The sequence below is a fragment of the Roseovarius sp. M141 genome, from assembly GCF_024355225.1.
In the GTDB taxonomy this organism is placed as follows: Bacteria; Pseudomonadota; Alphaproteobacteria; order Rhodobacterales; family Rhodobacteraceae; genus Roseovarius.
Genome location: NZ_VCNH01000008.1, coordinates 2,250,606 through 2,268,428 on the forward strand (window position 1 = coordinate 2,250,606; position 17,823 = coordinate 2,268,428).

Consider the following 17,823-nt stretch of genomic DNA (forward strand, 5'->3'; position numbering starts at 1 on the left):
GGGTAGATATCACCAGAGAAAATGCTAAAGCCTTTATTAAAGCAATGTGTTGAATGTTATAATTAACCTAGTTCCATAAACGTTGCCTCGCGGCTAGCCCCGGTGGCGTAGATTTCAATAGCCCTGTATGATATGCGCTGGGCTGTATAGCGTGGCGAGTGAAATGAAAAAACCTGTTGAGACCCCAGACCGTGCAACTATCCGGGTCGGGCGCCCCTCTGGCGATATTGCCGTTGTAGGCATGGCCGTTGATGTCCCCGGCGCAAGCGACATTCATGCGTTCTGGCATAATCTGTCGCATGGCATCGAGAGCATTACCCGCCAAGATCGCGACGCATTGATCGCCGCTGGCGAGGATCCCGCCCGTATTGCGCAGAAAAACTACGTGCCTGCCGCCGCCCCGCTGGAGGGTTTTGCCGATTTTGACGCCGAATTCTTTGGCTTCGGCCCCAAGGAGGCGGCGATCCTCGATCCGCAGCACCGCAAATTTCTGGAGGTCACTTGGGCCGCGATGGAACAGGCGGGTCATGCGCCACGTGCGTTCCCGGGGCGGATCGGCGTCTATGCAGGCTGCGGCATGGGCAGCTATTTCTACTTCAACATCTGCTCGAACCCCGATCTTGTTGATGATGTGGGGATGTTCCTGTTGCGTCACACTGGCAACGACAAGGATTTTCTGTCCACGCGCGTCAGCCATGTCTTTGATCTCAAAGGCCCCAGCGTGAATATGCAGACGGCGTGCAGCACGTCGCTGGTCGCGGTGCATTATGCGCGTCAGGCATTGATGAATGGCGAATGTGACATGGCCCTCGCGGGCGGCGTCACGATCGAGCTGCCACATGGGCGCGGCTATCTGTTCAAGGAGAATGAAATCCTGTCGCCGGACGGGCATTGCCACGCGTTCGATCACCGCGCCGAAGGTACCGTTTTCGGCAGCGGCGCCGGTGCCGTCGCACTGCGCAGGCTGGAGGACGCGGTGGCCGACGGCGATCACATCTGGGCCGTCATCAAGGGAACTGCGATCAACAATGATGGCGCGGCCAAGGCCGGCTATCTGGCGCCCAGCGTCGAAGGGCAGGCGGCCGCTATCCGCGCCGCGCTCGACGATGCGGATGTCGCGCCCGAAAGCATCGGCTATATCGAATGCCACGGCACCGGGACATATCTGGGCGATCCCATCGAAGTCGCGGCGCTGACGCAGGCGCATGATAGCGATCAGGCAGGCTATTGCCGCATCGGCTCGGTCAAGACGAATATCGGCCATCTGGACACCGCCGCCGGCGTGGTTGGCCTGATCAAAAGCGCGCTGTCGCTGCATCACCGCCAGATCGCACCCAGCCTTGGGTATGAGGCGCCGAACCCGGCCATAGATTTTGAAAACAGCCCGTTCCGCGTGGCGGATCGTCTGACGGACTGGCCCTCGGATGGTCCGCGCCGCGCCGCCGTCAACTCGCTTGGTGTGGGCGGCACCAATGCGCATGTGATCCTTGAGGAGGCGCCCAAGCGCGCCGAGTCCGAGGAAAGCGATTTCCCCTTCCATATCCTGACCTTGTCGGCCCGCAGCAAGACGGCGCTGGATGCCAGTGCCGACGCGTTGGCCGCGCATCTGCGCGCCCATCCCGAACAGTCCCTGGCCGACATCGCGCATACGTTGAAGAACGGTCGGCATCGCTTTGATAAAAGGCGCGTTCTGGTTGCGGAGACGCATGAAGAGGCGGCGCAGTTGCTGGAGACCAATGACCCGCTGCGCGTCTATAATCACGAACCGCTGGCGGCCACACCTGAACTGGTCTTCATGTTCCCCGGAGGCGGCGCGCAATACCCGGGAATGGCCCGCGATTTGTACGAGACCGAGCCGGTCTTTGCCGAGTGGATGGACCGGGGGCTGGATCATCTTCAGCCGCAACTGGACTACGACATTCGCGCCCTCTGGCTGCCGCAACCGGGGGACGAGGCCGCCGCCGCCCAGACGCTGAAAAAACCGTCGGTGCAGTTGCCGCTGATCATGATTGTCGAATACGCGCTGGCGCAGCTTTGGCTGGACTGGGGCGTGCGGCCCGCCGCGCTGGTCGGCCACTCGATGGGCGAAAATACCGCCGCCTGCCTCGCCGGGGTCATGTCGTTCGAGGATTGCATCGATCTGATCCTGACGCGCGGGCGCCTCTTTGATACGATCCCGTCGGGCGGGATGCTGAGCATATCGCTGCCACTGTCGGAACTCACGCCGCTGATCGGTGACGATCTGGACATCGCCAGCGTCAACGCGCCGGGCCTGTGTGCCGTGTCCGGCCCGAATGCGGCCTTGGATGCGCTGGCCGAAACGCTGACCGGGAAGGGCGTTGATTTCCAGCGCGTCGCCATCGACATCGCCGCCCATTCGCGGATGCTGGACGGCATCCTGCCCGCCTTCCGCGCGCATCTGGAGGGGATGACCCTCAGCCCGCCGCAGATCCCGTTCGTGTCGAACCGCAGCGGCACCTATATTACCGATGCCGAGGCGACGGACCCGGACTACTGGGTTCAGCAATTGCGCCAGACGGTGCATTTTTCGGGCTGCATCGACACGCTGGCCGATAGCCCCCGCGTGTTCATCGAGGTGGGGCCGGGCCGGGCGCTGTCGTCGCTGGCGCAGATGGGTGCAGGTGTCAAACCGGGCCAAGTGCTAAGTACGCTGCGCCATCCCGATCACGACATGCCGGACGATGCGTATTTTCTGGGCGTCATCGGGCGTCTGTGGGCCTGCGGGATCGAGGCGGATTGGGATCAGATCTGGGGCGAGGCGCGTCGAAACCGCGTGGTGCTGCCCGGCTATCAATTCCAGCGCAGCCGCTATTTCATCGAGCCGGGGCAGGCAGCCGCATCTGCACAATCGCTGATCGCGCGCGAGGATGATATCGCGCGCTGGGGTCATGTGCCGGGCTGGAAGCCATCCTTTGCCGATTGCGATCTGGATGTGACAGAGTATTTGGGCGCGCCGCTCAACTGGCTGATCTTCCTTGACGAGCCGGGCATCGCCGCGCAGGTGGCAGGCCGACTGGACGCTGCGGGTCATACCGTGACGACCGTGCGGTCCGGCGACAGCTTTCAGCGGCGGGGCACCGGGGACTATATCCTGTCGCCCGAACAGGGCCGCGAAGGCTATGAGGCGCTGCTGACGGCGCTGGCAGGCGACGGGCGTTTGCCGCAGCGTATCGCGCATTTCTGGGGCGTGACGGGGGCCGAGATATTCCGCCCCGGCAGCAGCTTTTTCGACCGCAACATGGAGCATGGACTGCACAGTCTGATCCATCTGGCGCAGGCGATGGGCGCGGTGCAGATGCCGGAATGCCAGCTGAGCGTCATCACCACCGGCGCCACGAATGCAGGCGGCGCCGGTCTGCTGTATCCCGAAAAGGCGTGCGCGCTTGGCCCGGTTGGGGTCATCCCGCGTGAATTTCCCGGGATGACCGCGTCGCTGCTGGATATCGAATTGCCCGAACCTGCGCCGCGCCGCCTGTTGCGTCAGGCCGCCACCGCGCCAGAGGATGATCTGACGCGCCGCCTGCTGGAAGATCTGCTGGCCCAGCCCGCAAATGGCATCGCCGCCTATCGCGGTGACCGGCGGCTGATGCGGGTTCTGCGTCCTGCCGCGCTTGAGGATGCGCCGCAGGATGCGCCGATCTGGGCGCAGGGTGGTCTTTATCTGCTTACCGGCGGTTTTGGTGGCATCGGGCTCAGCGTTGCACGCGACATGGCGGCGCGCGCTGGTGCGCATGTGGTGCTGCTGTCGCGCAGCGCCCTGCCGGAGCGCGCCCTGTGGGATGCGCAGACTGGCCGCACGGCACGCCGCATCAACACCATCCGCGAGATCGAGGCGCTGGGAGGCACCGTCACCACGCTGGTCGCGGATGTCACGGATCTGGTGCAGATGCAGGGCGCGGCCGCCGCGATTGCGGACATAGGCCCGCTGTCGGGCATCATCCACGCCGCCGGTGTGATTGATGACGCACCCATTCTGGCCAAGGATGCGGGCAGTATTCAGGCCGTTCTGGCGCCCAAGATTGCCGGCCTGCGCGTGCTGGATTCAGTATTTCCCGATGGCACAGCGGATCTGCTTGTGCTTTTTTCCTCGACCAGCACGGCCACCACGCCGGCGGGGCAGGTCGATTATGTGGCGGCCAACGCCTATCTGGATGCTGTGGCGCAAGCCCGGAAGGGCGGCAAGACGCGTGTTCTGGCTGTGAATTGGGGCGTCTGGGCGGAAACCGGCATGGCAGCGGATGCCATGGCGCGCCGAACCGGCGAGGTCGAGGATCAGCCGCCGCACCCCCTGACCCAGCCGCTGCTGCGCAGCGTCACGGACGAGGAGGACGACCAGACATATCACATGGAGTTGTCGACCGAGCGGGATTGGCTGCTGTCGGGGCATCGTCTGACCTCGGGGCAGTCGCTTTTGCCGGGCACGGCGATGATCGAGCTGGCGGCCGAGGCGATGGCCTCGGGCGGTGCCTTCCGTCCGTTCGAGCTGCGCGATCTCTATTTTCTGCGCCCCTTTGACGTGGCCGATGGCGCGGCGCAGGCTGGCCAATTGCGCCTGCGCGAAGAGGGCGCAGACCGCGTCATGTCGCTGCACCGTGCTGCCGAGGCGGGTGGGCGCAGCGGCTGGATTCGCACTGCCGAGGCGCATCTGTATCCGCTGCACGCGCCCGCACCGCAGATCGACCCGGCGCAGATCGCCGCGCGGTGCAGCGTGCAGGCGCCCGTGCCGTTCGTTTCTCCGCAAGAAGCGCATCTTGCCTTTGGTCCGCGCTGGCGTGTGGTGCAAAGTGCCGCCATGGCCGAGGGCGAAGGGCTGGCCAACCTCGCACTGCCAACCGAATTCCACAGTGATATGGACGAGGGGTATCTGGCCCATCCCGCGCTGCTGGACCTTGCCACCGGCTGGGCGGTCAGCCTGCATGAGGGGTATGATCCGGCCGACCTCTGGGTGCCGGCAGAATATGCTGCGCTGCGGCTATACGGGCCACTACCGGCGAATATCATCAGTTGGGTCCGCCTGGCGGCTGGATGCGATGCGGATACTGTCGTGTTGGACGTGACGCTGGCCACGCCGGATGGCAAGGTGCTGCTCAGCGCCGATGGGTTCTACATGCGGCGCCTTGATCCATCCGTATTGGCCAGTATCGGCGCGCCACCTGCGGCGCGCGATATCGTCGTCGATACGCCGGAGGCGCCCGCGCCCTTATCCGCTGCTGAAACGCGCCTGCTGCGCCATATCGCGCAGGGCATCACCGCCGTTGAGGGCCCCGAGGCCCTGCGCCGGGCGCTGGCGCTGGGGGTACCGCAAGTCGCCATATCACCGCTCGATCTGAACGCACTGGTCGCCGAAGCCGCCGCGCCGGCGCAGACATCGCAACTGGGCCAAAGCTTTGATCGGCCCCAGCTGGACGGCGATTATGTGGCGCCCGAGGGCGCGACCGAAACCGCGCTGGCCGAGATATGGGCAAGCCTTCTGGGGATTGCCGAAATTGGCGCCGAGGACAGTTTTTTCGATCTGGGCGGTCATTCGCTGCTAGCGGTGCGCCTCTTTGCACAGGTCAAGCAGCGTTTCGGCGTGGATTTCCCGCTCTCCCTGCTGTTCGAGGCGCCCAACATCCGGGCCCTTGCCGAGCGGGTCGAGGCGCAGGCCGGACCGGAGGATCTGGCAAAGGATGGAGGGGCCGAGGCATCAGAGGCAACGGACAGTTCCGGGGCAAAACCGGCCGCGCCCCGGCATCTGGTGCAGCTGCATCCGGACATGAGCGGAGCGCGCACGCCGTTCTTCATCGTGGCAGGCATGTTCGGCAATGTGCTGAACCTGCGACAACTGGCGCTGTTGGTGGGGCAGGGTCGGCCCGTCTGGGGCCTTCAGGCGCGCGGGCTGATCGGCAATGCAGCCCCCCATACGAGCATGGAGGAGGCCGCCGCCGATTACATCGTCGAAATGCGTAGCGTTCAGTCCGAAGGGCCCTATTATCTGGGTGGTTTTTCGGGCGGCGGGTTGATCGCCTATGAGATCGCACAACAACTGCACGCGGCGGGGCAGGAAGTATCGGTGCTGGCGCTTCTGGATACGCCGCTGCCGGTGCGCCCATCGCTGACCCGCCCCGACAAGGCGCTGATAAAACTGCACGAATTGCGGCGCACAGGGCCGCGCTATCTGCTGGATTGGGCGCGCGCGCGGCTCGAGTGGGAACTGTCGAAACGGCGCGGCGATACCGGCGCGCCGCAGGATGATGCCAGCTTTAACAATGCGGCGGTCGAGGCGGCCTTTCGCCAGGCTGCCGGCGCCTATCGCCCGCAGCGATGGACAGGGCCGGTGACGCTGCTGCGCCCCAAGCTGGACCGCCACTGGAAGGTGACGGGCGGCAATTGGGTCAGTGCCGCGCGCGAATATGTCTATGCGGACAATCAATGGACGCCATACGCGCCGAATATCGAGGTGATCGAGGTGCCGGGCGATCATGACGGCATGGTTCTGGTGCCCAATGTCGGTGTGCTGGCCGGGCATCTGAATGCATTGATGACAGCGGCAGACCTGGGCATGCATGGCGGCGGTACAGGAACGACCGCCCCCGGCTGGGCCAATCGTAACGCGGCGGAGTAACGACATGACAACCCCTGCCGTTCTGGTAATCGTGCTGAACTACCGCACGCCTGATTTGACCGTTCGTGCCACGCGCGCGGCCCTTCTAGCGATGGAGGGGATCGTCGGCGCCATCACCGTCGTCGACAATGCTTCAGGCGATGACAGCTGTCAGATCATCTCACAGGCCATCGCCGATAACGGCTGGGACCGCGTGACGCTGATGCAGGCCGGGCGCAATGGCGGCTTTGGTGCGGGTAACAATCACGGCATGCTGGCGGGGCTGCCGGACGGCGCCGTGCCCGATTACATCTACATCCTCAATTCCGACGCCTGGCCGGAACCGGACGCGATCCGCCTGCTGCTGGATGTGCTTGAGGCTGATCCGCAGGTCGGCTTCGCCGGCAGTCATATCCTGGGCGAGGATGGCGTGACGCACCGGACTGCCTTTCGCTTCCCCTCCATCGCGGGCGAGTTCGAGGGCTCGGTGCGCACCGGCCTGTTTACGCGCCTTTTGCGCGACTGGGTCGTGCCGCTGCCGATCCCGCAGGAGACCGCCCGCGTTGATTGGGTGGCTGGCGCATCGATGATGATACGCCGCCGGATGCTGGACGAGATCGGCCTTTTTGACGAAACGTTTTTTCTGTATTTCGAGGAAACGGATCTGTGTCTGCGCGCGGCGCGGGCAGGGTGGATCTGCCTTTATGTACCCGCCTCACGGGCAGAGCATCTGGGATCGGTGTCGACCGGCATGCGCGATTGGTCTCGTACGCCGCAATACTGGTTCGACTCGCGCCAGCACTATTTTCACCAGAACCACGGCGCGGCCTATGCCGCCGCCGCCACGCTGTCGCGCATCGCGGGAGAGGGGCTATGGCGCCTGCGCTGTCTCTTCAGCAGCCGCGAACAGCGCGACCCGCCTTATTTCATGCGCGATCTGACCCTGCATGCGCTGCGGCGCGGATGGCCCCGCCGGACGCAGCGGGCCATCCCCATGCGCCATACCCCTGCTAAAGAAAGTGAGAACCAATGAGCCTGTTTTCCTGCATTCTCATCGGGGACGAGACCCTGACACTGGCCTGCGCCGACCTGCTGACCGAACGCGGCGCGGAAATCCGGGCCATTGCAACGCGCGATGCGGCCGTGCGGGACTGGGCCGAAGGGCGCGGCGTGCCCGTGGTGCGGCGCATCTCGGATCTGGCCGATCTGGTTCCGGCGGGCGGCGCCTACTGGTTGCTGAGCATCGCCAACCTGCAGATTCTGCCGCAGGCCGTGCTGGATCTGGCCGCGCGCGGTGCGATCAATTTTCACGATGGCCCGCTGCCGGAGTATGCCGGGTTGAACACGCCCGTGCATGCACTGCTGAACGGCGAGGCGCGGCACGGTATCACATGGCATCACATCGCGGGAGGTATCGACGAGGGTGATATCCTGCTCCAGCGCCGTTTCGACATCCCCCAAGGGGCTACAGCCCATGCGCTGAACGCGCGCTGCTATGCCGAAGCGATGGACAGCTTTGGCGAGGTGATGACGCAGTTGGAAACCGGCACCCCCGCGCGCCTGTCGCAGGGTGTGGGGGCGCGGCAGTATTTTGGCCGTGCGGATTTGCCCGAAGGGGCCGGATATCTCGATTTCAACGCCTCGGTGCAGTCGGTGCTGCGCCGGATTCGCGCGCTGGATTACGCAGGATACGCCAACCCGCTGACCACGGCCAAATTGGCCTTGGACGGCGTGCCGGTGGCGATTGGCGGTGCCGAACCTGCTGCGGGGCAGGGCGCGCCGGGACAGGTCGTTGAACTGGGCGAGGATTGGCTGAGTGTCATGGTCGGCGATGGCGCAGTGCGTCTGTCGGGCCTGCGCAGGCCCGATGGCGGGGCGGCGGATCTGAGCGGGGTTCATGCCGGGGACATGCTGACATCGCCCGATACCGCAGCGATCCGGGCCGAGCTGTCGGCGCTTGCCCCGCATGAGGATCACTGGCGCAGGGCGCTGGCCGATCTCGCTCCGCTCGCCGTACCGCTGGCAATGCGCAGCAGCGCCGCCCCCGACTGGCAGGCGCGCGAGCTGGCCGTGCCGGGCAGTCTGTCACGCGCCAATCTGATCGCTGGCATCGCCCGCTGGGCTGCCCTGTCGGCCGGTCCCATACCGGGCGATCTGGCCTATGCCCCTGCCGCGCTGACGGCGCGCGCCGCCCGCGCGGCGGGCGATGTGGCAAAGTGGGTGCCGCTGCGCAGCGATGATACCGGCGCAGGTGTGGCCGCTGCCGAGGCACATCACGGCTTTGCCGACGATCTGCTGCTGCGCGACCCGGCGTTGCACAGCGTGCAGATGCCGCTGGTCGGCCTGGCAGATGGGTCAGCGCCGATCCGGGGCACCGTGCTATGCGTTCTGCCCGACGACTCGCGCCTGATGTTCGACGCCTCTCGACTGGACGCCGCCGCCGCCGATCTGCTGGCGGCCCGGCTAAAGGATGTGCTGCGTAGTCCCGATGAAGCATTGCCGCAGGCGGATCGCAAATTGCTGACGGGATGGGTCGGCCCCGAGGTGGATCTGGGCGACGCCCCCACCATTGCCGCCGCGTTCGAGGCGCAGGTACGCCGGACGCCCGGCGCCGATGCGCTGGTGTTTGAGACCGAAACACTAAGCTACACTGCCCTGAATGCGCGCGCCAACGGCGTCGCTGCCGCGCTACAGGCGGCGGATGTGCGCCCCGGCGTGTCGGTCGCGCTGTGCATGACGCGCGGGCCGGGCATGATGATCGGCGCTCTGGCGATCCTCAAGGCGGGGGGCGCCTATGTGCCGCTCGACCCCGATTATCCTGCCGCGCGGCTGGCCCATGCCATCACCGACAGCGGCGCCGGCGTCCTGCTGACCGAAGCGGCGCTGGCGGATCTGGTGCCGGATACATCCGCCAAGATGCTGCTGATCGAGGATATGCCACAAAGTCAGGAGGCCGATGTCGATGGCGGCGCCGGGCCGGATGATCTGGCGTATCTGATCTATACGTCCGGTTCGACCGGGACGCCCAAGGGCGTGATGGTCACGCACCGCAATGTCGCAAATTTCAGCGCCGGAATGGACGACTATATCGACCACGAGGCGCAGGGCGTCTGGCTGGCCGTCACCAGCCTTGCCTTCGACATTTCGGTGCTGGAGCTGTTTCACACCCTGTCACGCGGGTTCAAGGTGATCCTGACGGGGGGCGAGACGCGCGCCGCCGTGTCCGGCACTTCGGCGATGCGGGGCGGGCGCGGCATGGATTTCGGTCTGTATTACTGGGGCAATGACGGCGGCGCGAGTGGCAGTAAATATCACCTGCTGCTGGAGGGCGCCAAATTTGCGGATACGCACGGGTTTACCTCGCTCTGGACGCCTGAGCGGCATTTTCACGCCTTTGGCGGTGCGTACCCCAACCCCGCCGTGACCGGCGCGGCGGTGGCGGCGGTGACGCAGAATCTGGACATCCGCGCCGGCTCTTGCGTTGCGCCGCTGCACCATCCCGCCCGCATCGCCGAGGAATGGGCGGTGATCGACAATCTCAGCGGCGGGCGCGCGGGCATCGCCTTTGCCTCGGGCTGGCAGCCGGATGATTTCGTGCTGCGCCCCGAAAACACCCCCCCCGCGAATAAGCCCGCGCTCTATGACACGCTGGAGAAGGTCCGCGCGCTCTGGCGGGGCGAAGAGGTCAGCTTTCTCCGGGCGGATGGCGCCGAGCATGCCGTTCTGACCCAGCCGCGTCCCATCAGCAGCGAACTGCCCGTATGGGTGACCACGGCGGGCAACCCCGAGACGTGGCGCGAGGCCGGCGCGCTAGGGGCCAACGTGCTGACCCATCTGCTGGGCCAGACGATAGACGAGGTCGAAGCCAAGATTGTCATCTACCACGGCGCCTTGCGCGAGGCCGGGCATGATCCGGCGGATTTCAAGGTCACGATGATGCTGCACAGCTACATCGCAAACACGCGCGAGGCCGCGCGCGAAGTGGCGCGCGAGCCGATGAAGGACTATCTGCGCAGCGCCGCCGGCCTGATCAAGCAATACGCATGGGCCTTTCCTGCGTTCAAGAAACCAACAGGTGTCGCGAACCCCGCGCAGATCGACCTTGGCGGTTTGGAAGCGGATGAGATGGAGGCGATCCTCGATTTTGCGTTTCAGCGGTATTTCGAGGATGCGGGTCTGTTCGGCACGGTCGAGGATGGCATCGCGCGCGCGCATCAATTGGCCGCGATCGGAGTCACGGAAATCGCCTGTCTCATCGATTACGGCATCGATGCCGATACCGTGCTGGAGGGGCTGCGCCCGCTGGCCGAGGTGCTGCGCCGCACCAATGCGCCCGATGTATTGGACGAGGATGATTTCTCGCTCGCCGCGCAGATCGTGCGCCACGGCGTGACGCATCTGCAATGCACGCCCAGCATGGCGCGGTTGATCGCCATGAACAGTGAGGCGCGCGGCGCGCTGGGGCATATCCGCCACCTCTATCTGGGGGGGGAGGCGCTGCCGGGGGATCTGGTACAGGATCTGCGCCGCGCGACAGGGGCGCGCATCTGCAACATGTACGGCCCGACCGAGACGACGATCTGGTCGACCGTGCAGCCCGTAGAAGGCGCCGCTGGCGCCGCTGTTCCCATCGGCGCGCCCATCGCCAACACCATCTGCCATGTGCTGGATGACGACGGCGCGCCGCTGCCTGTCGGCGTGCCCGGCACGCTTTGGATTGGCGGTGCGGGGGTCGCCAAAGGGTACTGGCAGCGCCCCGAAATGACCGCCGATCGGTTCCGCGAAATTTCGGGGCTGGCCGGTGGCACGCTATACAATACCGGGGATCTGGCGGCGTGGCGCGCGGATGGCAGCCTCGATTTCATCGGTCGCGCCGATGCGCAGGTCAAGATCCGCGGCCAGCGCATCGAACTGGGCGAGATCGAGGCCTGCATGGCCGACCATGATGGCATTAGCGGCGCGGTGGTCACCGCGCAGCCGGTTGCGGCGGGGGATGTGCGGCTGGCGGGCTACTTTACCGGGGCCGACACGGTGGATATCGCCGCGCTGCGCAGCCATTTGGCGCGCCATCTGCCCGGCGCCATGGTGCCGGCGCATCTGGTGCGGCTGGACGCCTTTCCGCTGACCCCGAACAAGAAGATCGACCGCGCCGCGCTGCCCAACCCGGTGCAGGCGGCGCGCGCCTCGCAAAGCGCGGCGGTTCCGAAAACCCCGGCGCCAAGTCCCGCCGTTGCACCGGGTACTGCCCCGTCCCAAGGCGATCTGGCGACCACGCTGGCGCAGATCTGGTCGGGTATCCTCGGGATCGACAGCGTGGGAATGCAGGATAATTTCTTTGCCCTTGGTGGTCATTCTCTGCTGGCCGTGCAGGCGCATCGCGATATCCGGGCGGCGTTGCCCGATGTGCGGCTGTCGATCACCGACATCTTCCGCTTTCCGGTGCTGGGCGATTTGGCGGCGCATCTGGGGCATACCGCGCCTCAGGCCGCACCGCCGCAGGACGAGGGCGCGGATGAGACGCGCGCCGAAACAATGTCGCGCCGCCGCGCGATGCGGGCCGGGCGAACGGAGCGGACGCAATGATCGCATCGGCGCGCTGGGGTGCAGCCCCCCTCGCGCCGCAGATGCCGCTATTGACGGCCATGCGAAGCCTGTTTCCGGCGCAGGTGGCGGTCGCGCTGACCGATCCGGGTGCACCGCATCCTGCGCCTTGGCCCGCCGAGGCATCGGCCATCCTGCGGGCGGTCCCTGCGCGCCGGGCCGAGTTTGCGGCCGGGCGCGCGGCCATCCGCACCGCCATGGCCGACCTTGGCTGGCCCGCTGCTGGCGTGCCCATGGGCGCCGACCGCGCGCCGGTCTGGCCAACCGGCCTGACGGGCAGCCTGTCACATTGCGCAACTTTGTGCGTCGCAGCACTTGCCCCGACCAGCCAGTTCCGCGCCATCGGCGTCGATCTGGAGGAAGCCACCGATTTGCCCCCCGATCTGATCCTGCAGATCTGCACCCCGCCCGAGCGTGCGTGGCTGGCCTGCCAACCTACGGCGCAGCGTGGGCGACTGGCGAAGCTGATCTTTTCCGCCAAGGAATGCGCCTACAAGTGCCAGTATCCGCTGACCGGCACATTGTTTGATTTCGACACGCTGGAGATTACCCCCGACCTGGACGCTGGCCAGTTCGAGGCGACATTCACCCGCGCAATCGGCAGATTTGATACCGGCGCTTGCCTTTCGGGCCGCTTCGTAATCGAGGCGGGGCTGATCGGTTGTGGTATGGCGCTGCCGCAGTGGGGGCAGGGCCGGGGATGACGGCGACGCAGGAGGCTTTGACATGGGACTTCAATCGAGGCGCGGGCGCATGATGATCGCTCTTGGGGCCTGCCTGCTGGTGGTCGCCGGGCTGGCGGCGTTCCTTTTGCGCCCTTCAGGCCCGTCCGCGGCCGAACTGGCCGAGATCTATGCCGCGCCGCTGCCGCCGCCCGAGGGCCCTCTGGCGGTCTACCATCTTGGTCATTCTCTGGTCGGGCGCGATATGCCTGCAATGCTGGCACAGCTGGCGCCCGACGGCCATCGCTATGACAGTCAGCTGGGCTGGGGCACCTCTCTGCGCGAGCATTGGGAGCCGGATCTGCCGATCAATGGCTTTGATGTCGAAAATGCCCATCCGCGCTATCGCGATGCACGCGAGGCGGTTGCTTCGGGTGATTACGATGCCATCGTGCTGACCGAAATGGTCGAGATCAAGGATGCGCTGCGCTACCATGACGGTGCTGCCTATCTGGGTCGCTGGGCCGATCTGGCGCGCAGCGCGGTGGCTGCGCCGCCGGTCTATCTGTATGAGACGTGGCACCCTCTGGACGATCCCGCCGGCTGGCTGGAGCGGCTGGATGCGGACCTGCGCGGCGCATGGATCGGGCAATTGATAGCGCCCAATCTGCGCGCAGAGGCCCCGATCAACCTGATCCCCGCCGGTCAGGTCATGGCCGCGCTGGTGCGCGCGGTCGAGGGCGCGGGCGGCGTTGGCCCGATGACGGACCGGACCGATTTGTTTAGTCTGAACGCGGACGGCACACAGGATCAGATCCACCCCAATGATCTGGGCAATTACCTGATCGCGCTGACGCATTACGCCGTGCTCTATCACCGCTCACCGGTCGGCCTGCCGCATGATCTGCTGCGTGCTGATGGCACCCGCGCCGACCTGCCGGGGGCCGAGCTGGCGCTGCTCATGCAGCAGACCGTCTGGCAGGTCGTGCGCGCCCTGCCTGAAACAGGGGTCGCCCCATGACGCTGACGCGCCGTACTGTTTTGGCCGGGCTGCTGGCCGCGCCTGCCGCCGGACGCATGGCGGGTGCTCAAACGGCTGTCGGCCCGCAGCCGATAGCCGTCAACCTTGCCGCAGTCACGGATTGGAGCACGCAGCAACCTTTTATCGACATGTTCAAGACCGCGCGCCGCTGGTTCGGCGATCTGCCGGGGCGCTGGGGCGGGCGCGATTTCGCGGCGATCGAGGGGGCGGGGCTACTGGACGCAGACGGTTGGCCCACGCGCGTTCCCGGCGATCTGGACGCTATCGGGACAGTGATCCTGACCGATTTGCCAGAGGACGCGCGCGCCTCTGCCGGGCGCTATCGCCTGCGTTTTGACGAGACGGGCACAATTGGGATGTCCGGGCGCGCCACCGACGTGAGTTATGGCGATGGTGAGGTGTCGTTTGATTTCACGCCGGGGCCGGGGCCTGTCGCAATCCGCATCCTGCGCAGTGATCCGGACGACACCGGTGATCATGTGCGCAACATCACCGTCGTGCGCAACGATCTGGTGCCCGAATTCGAGGGTGGAGGCATATTTCAGCCCGATTTTCTGGCCATGCTGCGCGGCTTTGATGTGCTGCGGTTCATGGATTGGATGAACACGAACGATTCGCCGGCCCAGAATTGGGATCGGCGCGCGCGACCCGACGATTTCAGCTATACTCGCCATGGCGTGCCGCTGGAGATCATGATTGCCCTGGCGCAGCAGACCGGGCCGGATGCGTGGCTGACGCTACCGCATCTGGCCGGGGACGATTATATGCGCGCGATGGCCGAGGTGGCGCTGGACCTGATACAGCCCCAAGAGCAGCTATATGTCGAGTTTTCCAACGAGGTGTGGAACATGCAATTCGCACAGGCCAAGTGGGCTGATGCGCAGGCGCGCGCGCTGTGGGGCATCAAGGACCGCGGTGCGCAATTCCACGGTCTGCGCGCCTCGCAAGTGGCGCGCATCTGGTCGGATGTCTTTGCCGCCGACGGCGCGCGCGCGCAACTGGTCAATGTGGTGGCCACCCAAACCGGCTGGCTGGGGCTGGAGGCTGATATCCTGACTGCGCCGCTGGCCGTGGCCGATGGGTTCGCCCCGCCGGCGGACGCGTTCGATGCCTATGCCATCACCGGATATTTCGGCTATGCCTTGGGCACCGATCAGCGGCGCGCGCTGATTGACGAATGGCTGTCGGACAGTTCTGCCGCCGCCCGCGTTACGGGGCTGACCGCCGGGTTGGAGCGCGCAGCGTTGGACGCGCATATCGCCGCGCACCGCTATGATCTGGCCAGCGCCCGCGCTGGCGAGGAACTGCGCAGCGGCGCGTATAGTGGTGACAATTCCGACACGCTGGCCGATTTGGCGGGCCGTATGTGGCCGTATCACGCCGAGGTCGCCGCGCGTCATGGCTTGGATCTGATTATGTACGAGGGCGGCACCCATGTTACCGGTCTGGGCGCGCAGCAGGATGATGATGCGCTGGCTGACTTCTTTATCCATTTGAATTACACGCCCCAAATGGGCGCGCTGTATACGGACCTGCTGGACAGTTGGGCAGCGCTGGAGGCAGGGCCGTTCAACATCTATTACGATGTTGGCGCCCCAAGCAAATGGGGCAGTTGGGGCACGCGCCGCTGGCCCGGGGATGACAATCCCCGCTGGCGCGCGATCGAGGCACGACTATGAGTCGCAGCGCCAGCGTAATTATTCCAGCGCATGACGAGGCGGCGTATATCGGCGCCTGCCTGGAAGCACTTTTCGCCTCGGCGTTGGAGGGCGCAACAATGCAGGTGATCGTCGTTGCCAACGGCTGCAAGGATGCAACCGCGCAGATCGCGCAGGACTATGCGCAGCAAGGCCGCAATCTGGAGGTGATTGATACGCCGCAGGGCGGCAAGCTGCATGCGCTTGACCTCGGGGATGCGGCGGCGGGGCACGGTACACGGATCTACCTTGATGCCGATGTGATCGTTTCGCCGGGCCTGATCGCGGGGCTGATCGAGGCGCTGGACGCGCCCGCGCCGCGCTATGCCAGCGGCATGCCCGTCGTGGCGTCGGCCCGCAGTGCCGTGACGCGCGCCTATGCGCGTTTTTGGCAGACGCTGCCCTTTGTCGCCAGCGGTGTGCCGGGCTTTGGCGTCTATGCAGTCAATGCTGCCGGGCGCGCGCGCTGGGAGGGGTGGCCGCAGATCATCTCGGACGACACGTTTGTGCGGCTGCAATTCATCCCGGCCGAGCGTGTTTCGGTGCCCGCGCTCTATAGCTGGCCCATGGTCGAGGGGTGGCGCAATCTGGTGCGCGTGCGTCGCAGGCAGGATCGCGGCGTGGCCGAGATCGCGGCGCGCTATCCCCAAATACTGCGCAATGAGGGCAAGGCGCCGCTGGGGCTGCGGGGCATCCTGACGCGCGCGCTGCGCGATCCGGTCGGGTTTGGCGTGTATGCCGCCGTGTCGCTGGCGGTCAGGCTGCCGGGTGCCGATGGCTGGGTGCGGGGGCGTTAGTCAGGGCCGGGCGGTCAGTACTGCACGGCGCGGATATGGTCGGCCAGCTTGGCGGCCTCGGTGTCGACATCGTGGCGCGCCAGAACGCGGGTCCGGCCTGCGTTGCCCATTTCCACCAGCCTTTCGTGGGGCGTGCTGGCCATCTGCCGGATCGTATCTGCCAGTGCCCCTGTATCCCCCGCCGGTACCAGCCAGCCGGTGACGCCGTCCTGCACCAGTTCGGGGGTGCCGGCGATATAGGTCGCGATCACCGGGCGGGCGGCGGCCATCGCCTCCATCACCACCATTGGCAGACCTTCGGCGAAACTGGGCATGATCAGACCGTGCGCGCTGGCCAGACGATCCCGCACCCCCGCTTCGTCCAGCCAGCCGGTGAGGGTTACGTGATCCTCCAGCCCTGCCGCCTTGACGCCAGCCTCAAGCGCGCCGCGCAGGGGGCCGTCGCCGATCAGTGTCAGGTGTAGGTCCGGCACCTCTGCAAGCGCCGCCTTTAACGCTGGGATCAGCACCATCTGGCCTTTTTGCTCGACAAAGCGGCCGATGGCGACCAGATGCAGCGGACCATTTGGCAGGGCAGCGGGCGCGGCAAAACGCGCCGGTTCGATCCCGCAATGCGCGATCTTTATGCGGTCCCAGATGTCATACGGCACAAGGCGGCACAGCTGCGAGCGGCCAAAGCTGGAGATCGCGACGGCAAAGGCGGAACGCTCGATCTTGGTGGACAGCGACAGGGCGCGCGGGGCATCAAACTCCTCGGGGCCGTGAACGGTAAAGCTGTAGCGAGGCCCGCCCATAGCGTGGCTGAGCATGGCGACCGTGGTGGCATTCGTGCCGAAATGCGCATGGGCATGCAGCACGCCGGTGGCGGCGCAGCGGCGCGCGACATGGGCGGCTTCGGCCAGATAAATCAGATGGCGCAGGCGCCCGGCCTCGCTGCGCGCGCCGCAGCGCCATGCCAGTTTGAGCGCGGCGAAAACGCCGGCAGGGCGGCGCAGTCCCTGAACTGCAAGATCGCCCAGCAGGGCCAGCGGGCCGGTGCGCAGTACATAATGAGTACGCGTCGCCTCGGCCTGATCGCCATCGTCGATCAGCGGCACATCGGCGGCACGCATCGCCATACGCTCGATCTGAAACCCCTGCCGCTCAAGGCTGTGCAGTTCGCGCCGGATAAAGCTGTGAGAAGGCTGCGGATAGGTGTTGAGGATATAGGCGATCTTCATGGCACGGCCCTTCGTCACTATGGCGCGCAGGGTATCGGTGCGCGCGGCGCTGGCAAGGCGTTAGCGTAGCGGCGCGTTGTTTTTCGCGCCCCCGGTGGCAATTGCGCACCGCAGGGCACGGCCAGAGATGTCTGTTACCGGCAATCGCCAGACCGCGCGCATCCTGCATAGTGCGCCCCGGGCGATGGTGGGTTATGGCA

Annotated in this window: 8 protein-coding genes; 7 read left to right on the top strand and 1 reads right to left on the bottom strand. The window is 65.9% G+C overall.

The window, feature by feature from the left end:
* The first annotated feature begins 163 nt into the window (after positions 1-163).
* The 7 genes from FGD77_RS14970 to FGD77_RS15000 are packed head-to-tail and all read left to right on the top strand — an operon-like array spanning position 164 to position 16,403.
* Positions 164-6,625 (top strand): type I polyketide synthase, encoded by a 6,462-nt coding sequence (locus FGD77_RS14970; RefSeq protein ID WP_255010954.1) that lies wholly within the window; start codon positions 164-166, stop codon positions 6,623-6,625.
* A gap of 4 nt (positions 6,626-6,629) precedes the next feature.
* On the top strand, positions 6,630-7,637 hold the full coding sequence (locus tag FGD77_RS14975; protein WP_255010955.1) for a glycosyltransferase family 2 protein: 1,008 nt from the start codon (positions 6,630-6,632) through the stop codon (positions 7,635-7,637).
* A complete protein-coding gene (locus tag FGD77_RS14980; protein ID WP_255010956.1) occupies positions 7,634-12,187 on the top strand; it encodes a MupA/Atu3671 family FMN-dependent luciferase-like monooxygenase in 4,554 nt (1,517 codons plus the stop codon). The genes FGD77_RS14975 and FGD77_RS14980 overlap by 4 nt, the downstream gene beginning before the upstream one ends.
* Positions 12,184-12,909: a 4'-phosphopantetheinyl transferase gene (locus tag FGD77_RS14985; protein WP_255010957.1), complete on the top strand. Its 726-nt coding sequence runs from the start codon at positions 12,184-12,186 to the stop codon at positions 12,907-12,909. The genes FGD77_RS14980 and FGD77_RS14985 overlap by 4 nt, the downstream gene beginning before the upstream one ends.
* Positions 12,910-12,931: 22 nt before the next feature.
* The gene (locus FGD77_RS14990) at positions 12,932-13,888 is read left to right on the top strand and encodes a hypothetical protein (RefSeq protein WP_255010958.1); all 957 of its coding nucleotides are present in this window, start codon (positions 12,932-12,934) and stop codon (positions 13,886-13,888) included.
* On the top strand, positions 13,885-15,588 hold the full coding sequence (locus FGD77_RS14995) for a hypothetical protein (protein WP_255010959.1): 1,704 nt from the start codon (positions 13,885-13,887) through the stop codon (positions 15,586-15,588). The genes FGD77_RS14990 and FGD77_RS14995 overlap by 4 nt, the downstream gene beginning before the upstream one ends.
* A complete protein-coding gene (locus tag FGD77_RS15000) occupies positions 15,585-16,403 on the top strand; it encodes a glycosyltransferase family 2 protein (protein ID WP_255010960.1) in 819 nt (272 codons plus the stop codon). Before FGD77_RS14995 ends, FGD77_RS15000 begins: the two co-directional genes overlap by 4 nt.
* A 14-nt stretch (positions 16,404-16,417) precedes the next feature.
* On the opposite strand, the gene FGD77_RS15005 is transcribed toward FGD77_RS15000, so the two are convergent.
* Complete coding sequence (locus FGD77_RS15005) at positions 16,418-17,623, bottom strand: glycosyltransferase (RefSeq protein ID WP_255010961.1); 1,206 nt, start codon at positions 17,621-17,623, stop codon at positions 16,418-16,420.
* Positions 17,624-17,823 lie beyond the last annotated feature (200 nt).

Bases quoted from the DNA above. Each gene is read 5' to 3' on its own strand.
- FGD77_RS14970 (WP_255010954.1), top strand. From the start codon at position 164: ATGAAAAAACCTGTTGAGACCCCAGACCGTGCAACTATCCGGGTCGGG.
- FGD77_RS14975 (WP_255010955.1), top strand. From the start codon at position 6,630: ATGACAACCCCTGCCGTTCTGGTAATCGTGCTGAACTACCGCACGCCT.
- FGD77_RS14980 (WP_255010956.1), top strand. From the start codon at position 7,634: ATGAGCCTGTTTTCCTGCATTCTCATCGGGGACGAGACCCTGACACTG.
- FGD77_RS14985 (WP_255010957.1), top strand. From the start codon at position 12,184: ATGATCGCATCGGCGCGCTGGGGTGCAGCCCCCCTCGCGCCGCAGATG.
- FGD77_RS14990 (WP_255010958.1), top strand. From the start codon at position 12,932: ATGGGACTTCAATCGAGGCGCGGGCGCATGATGATCGCTCTTGGGGCC.
- FGD77_RS14995 (WP_255010959.1), top strand. From the start codon at position 13,885: ATGACGCTGACGCGCCGTACTGTTTTGGCCGGGCTGCTGGCCGCGCCT.
- FGD77_RS15000 (WP_255010960.1), top strand. From the start codon at position 15,585: ATGAGTCGCAGCGCCAGCGTAATTATTCCAGCGCATGACGAGGCGGCG.
- FGD77_RS15005 (WP_255010961.1), bottom strand. From the start codon at position 17,623: ATGAAGATCGCCTATATCCTCAACACCTATCCGCAGCCTTCTCACAGC.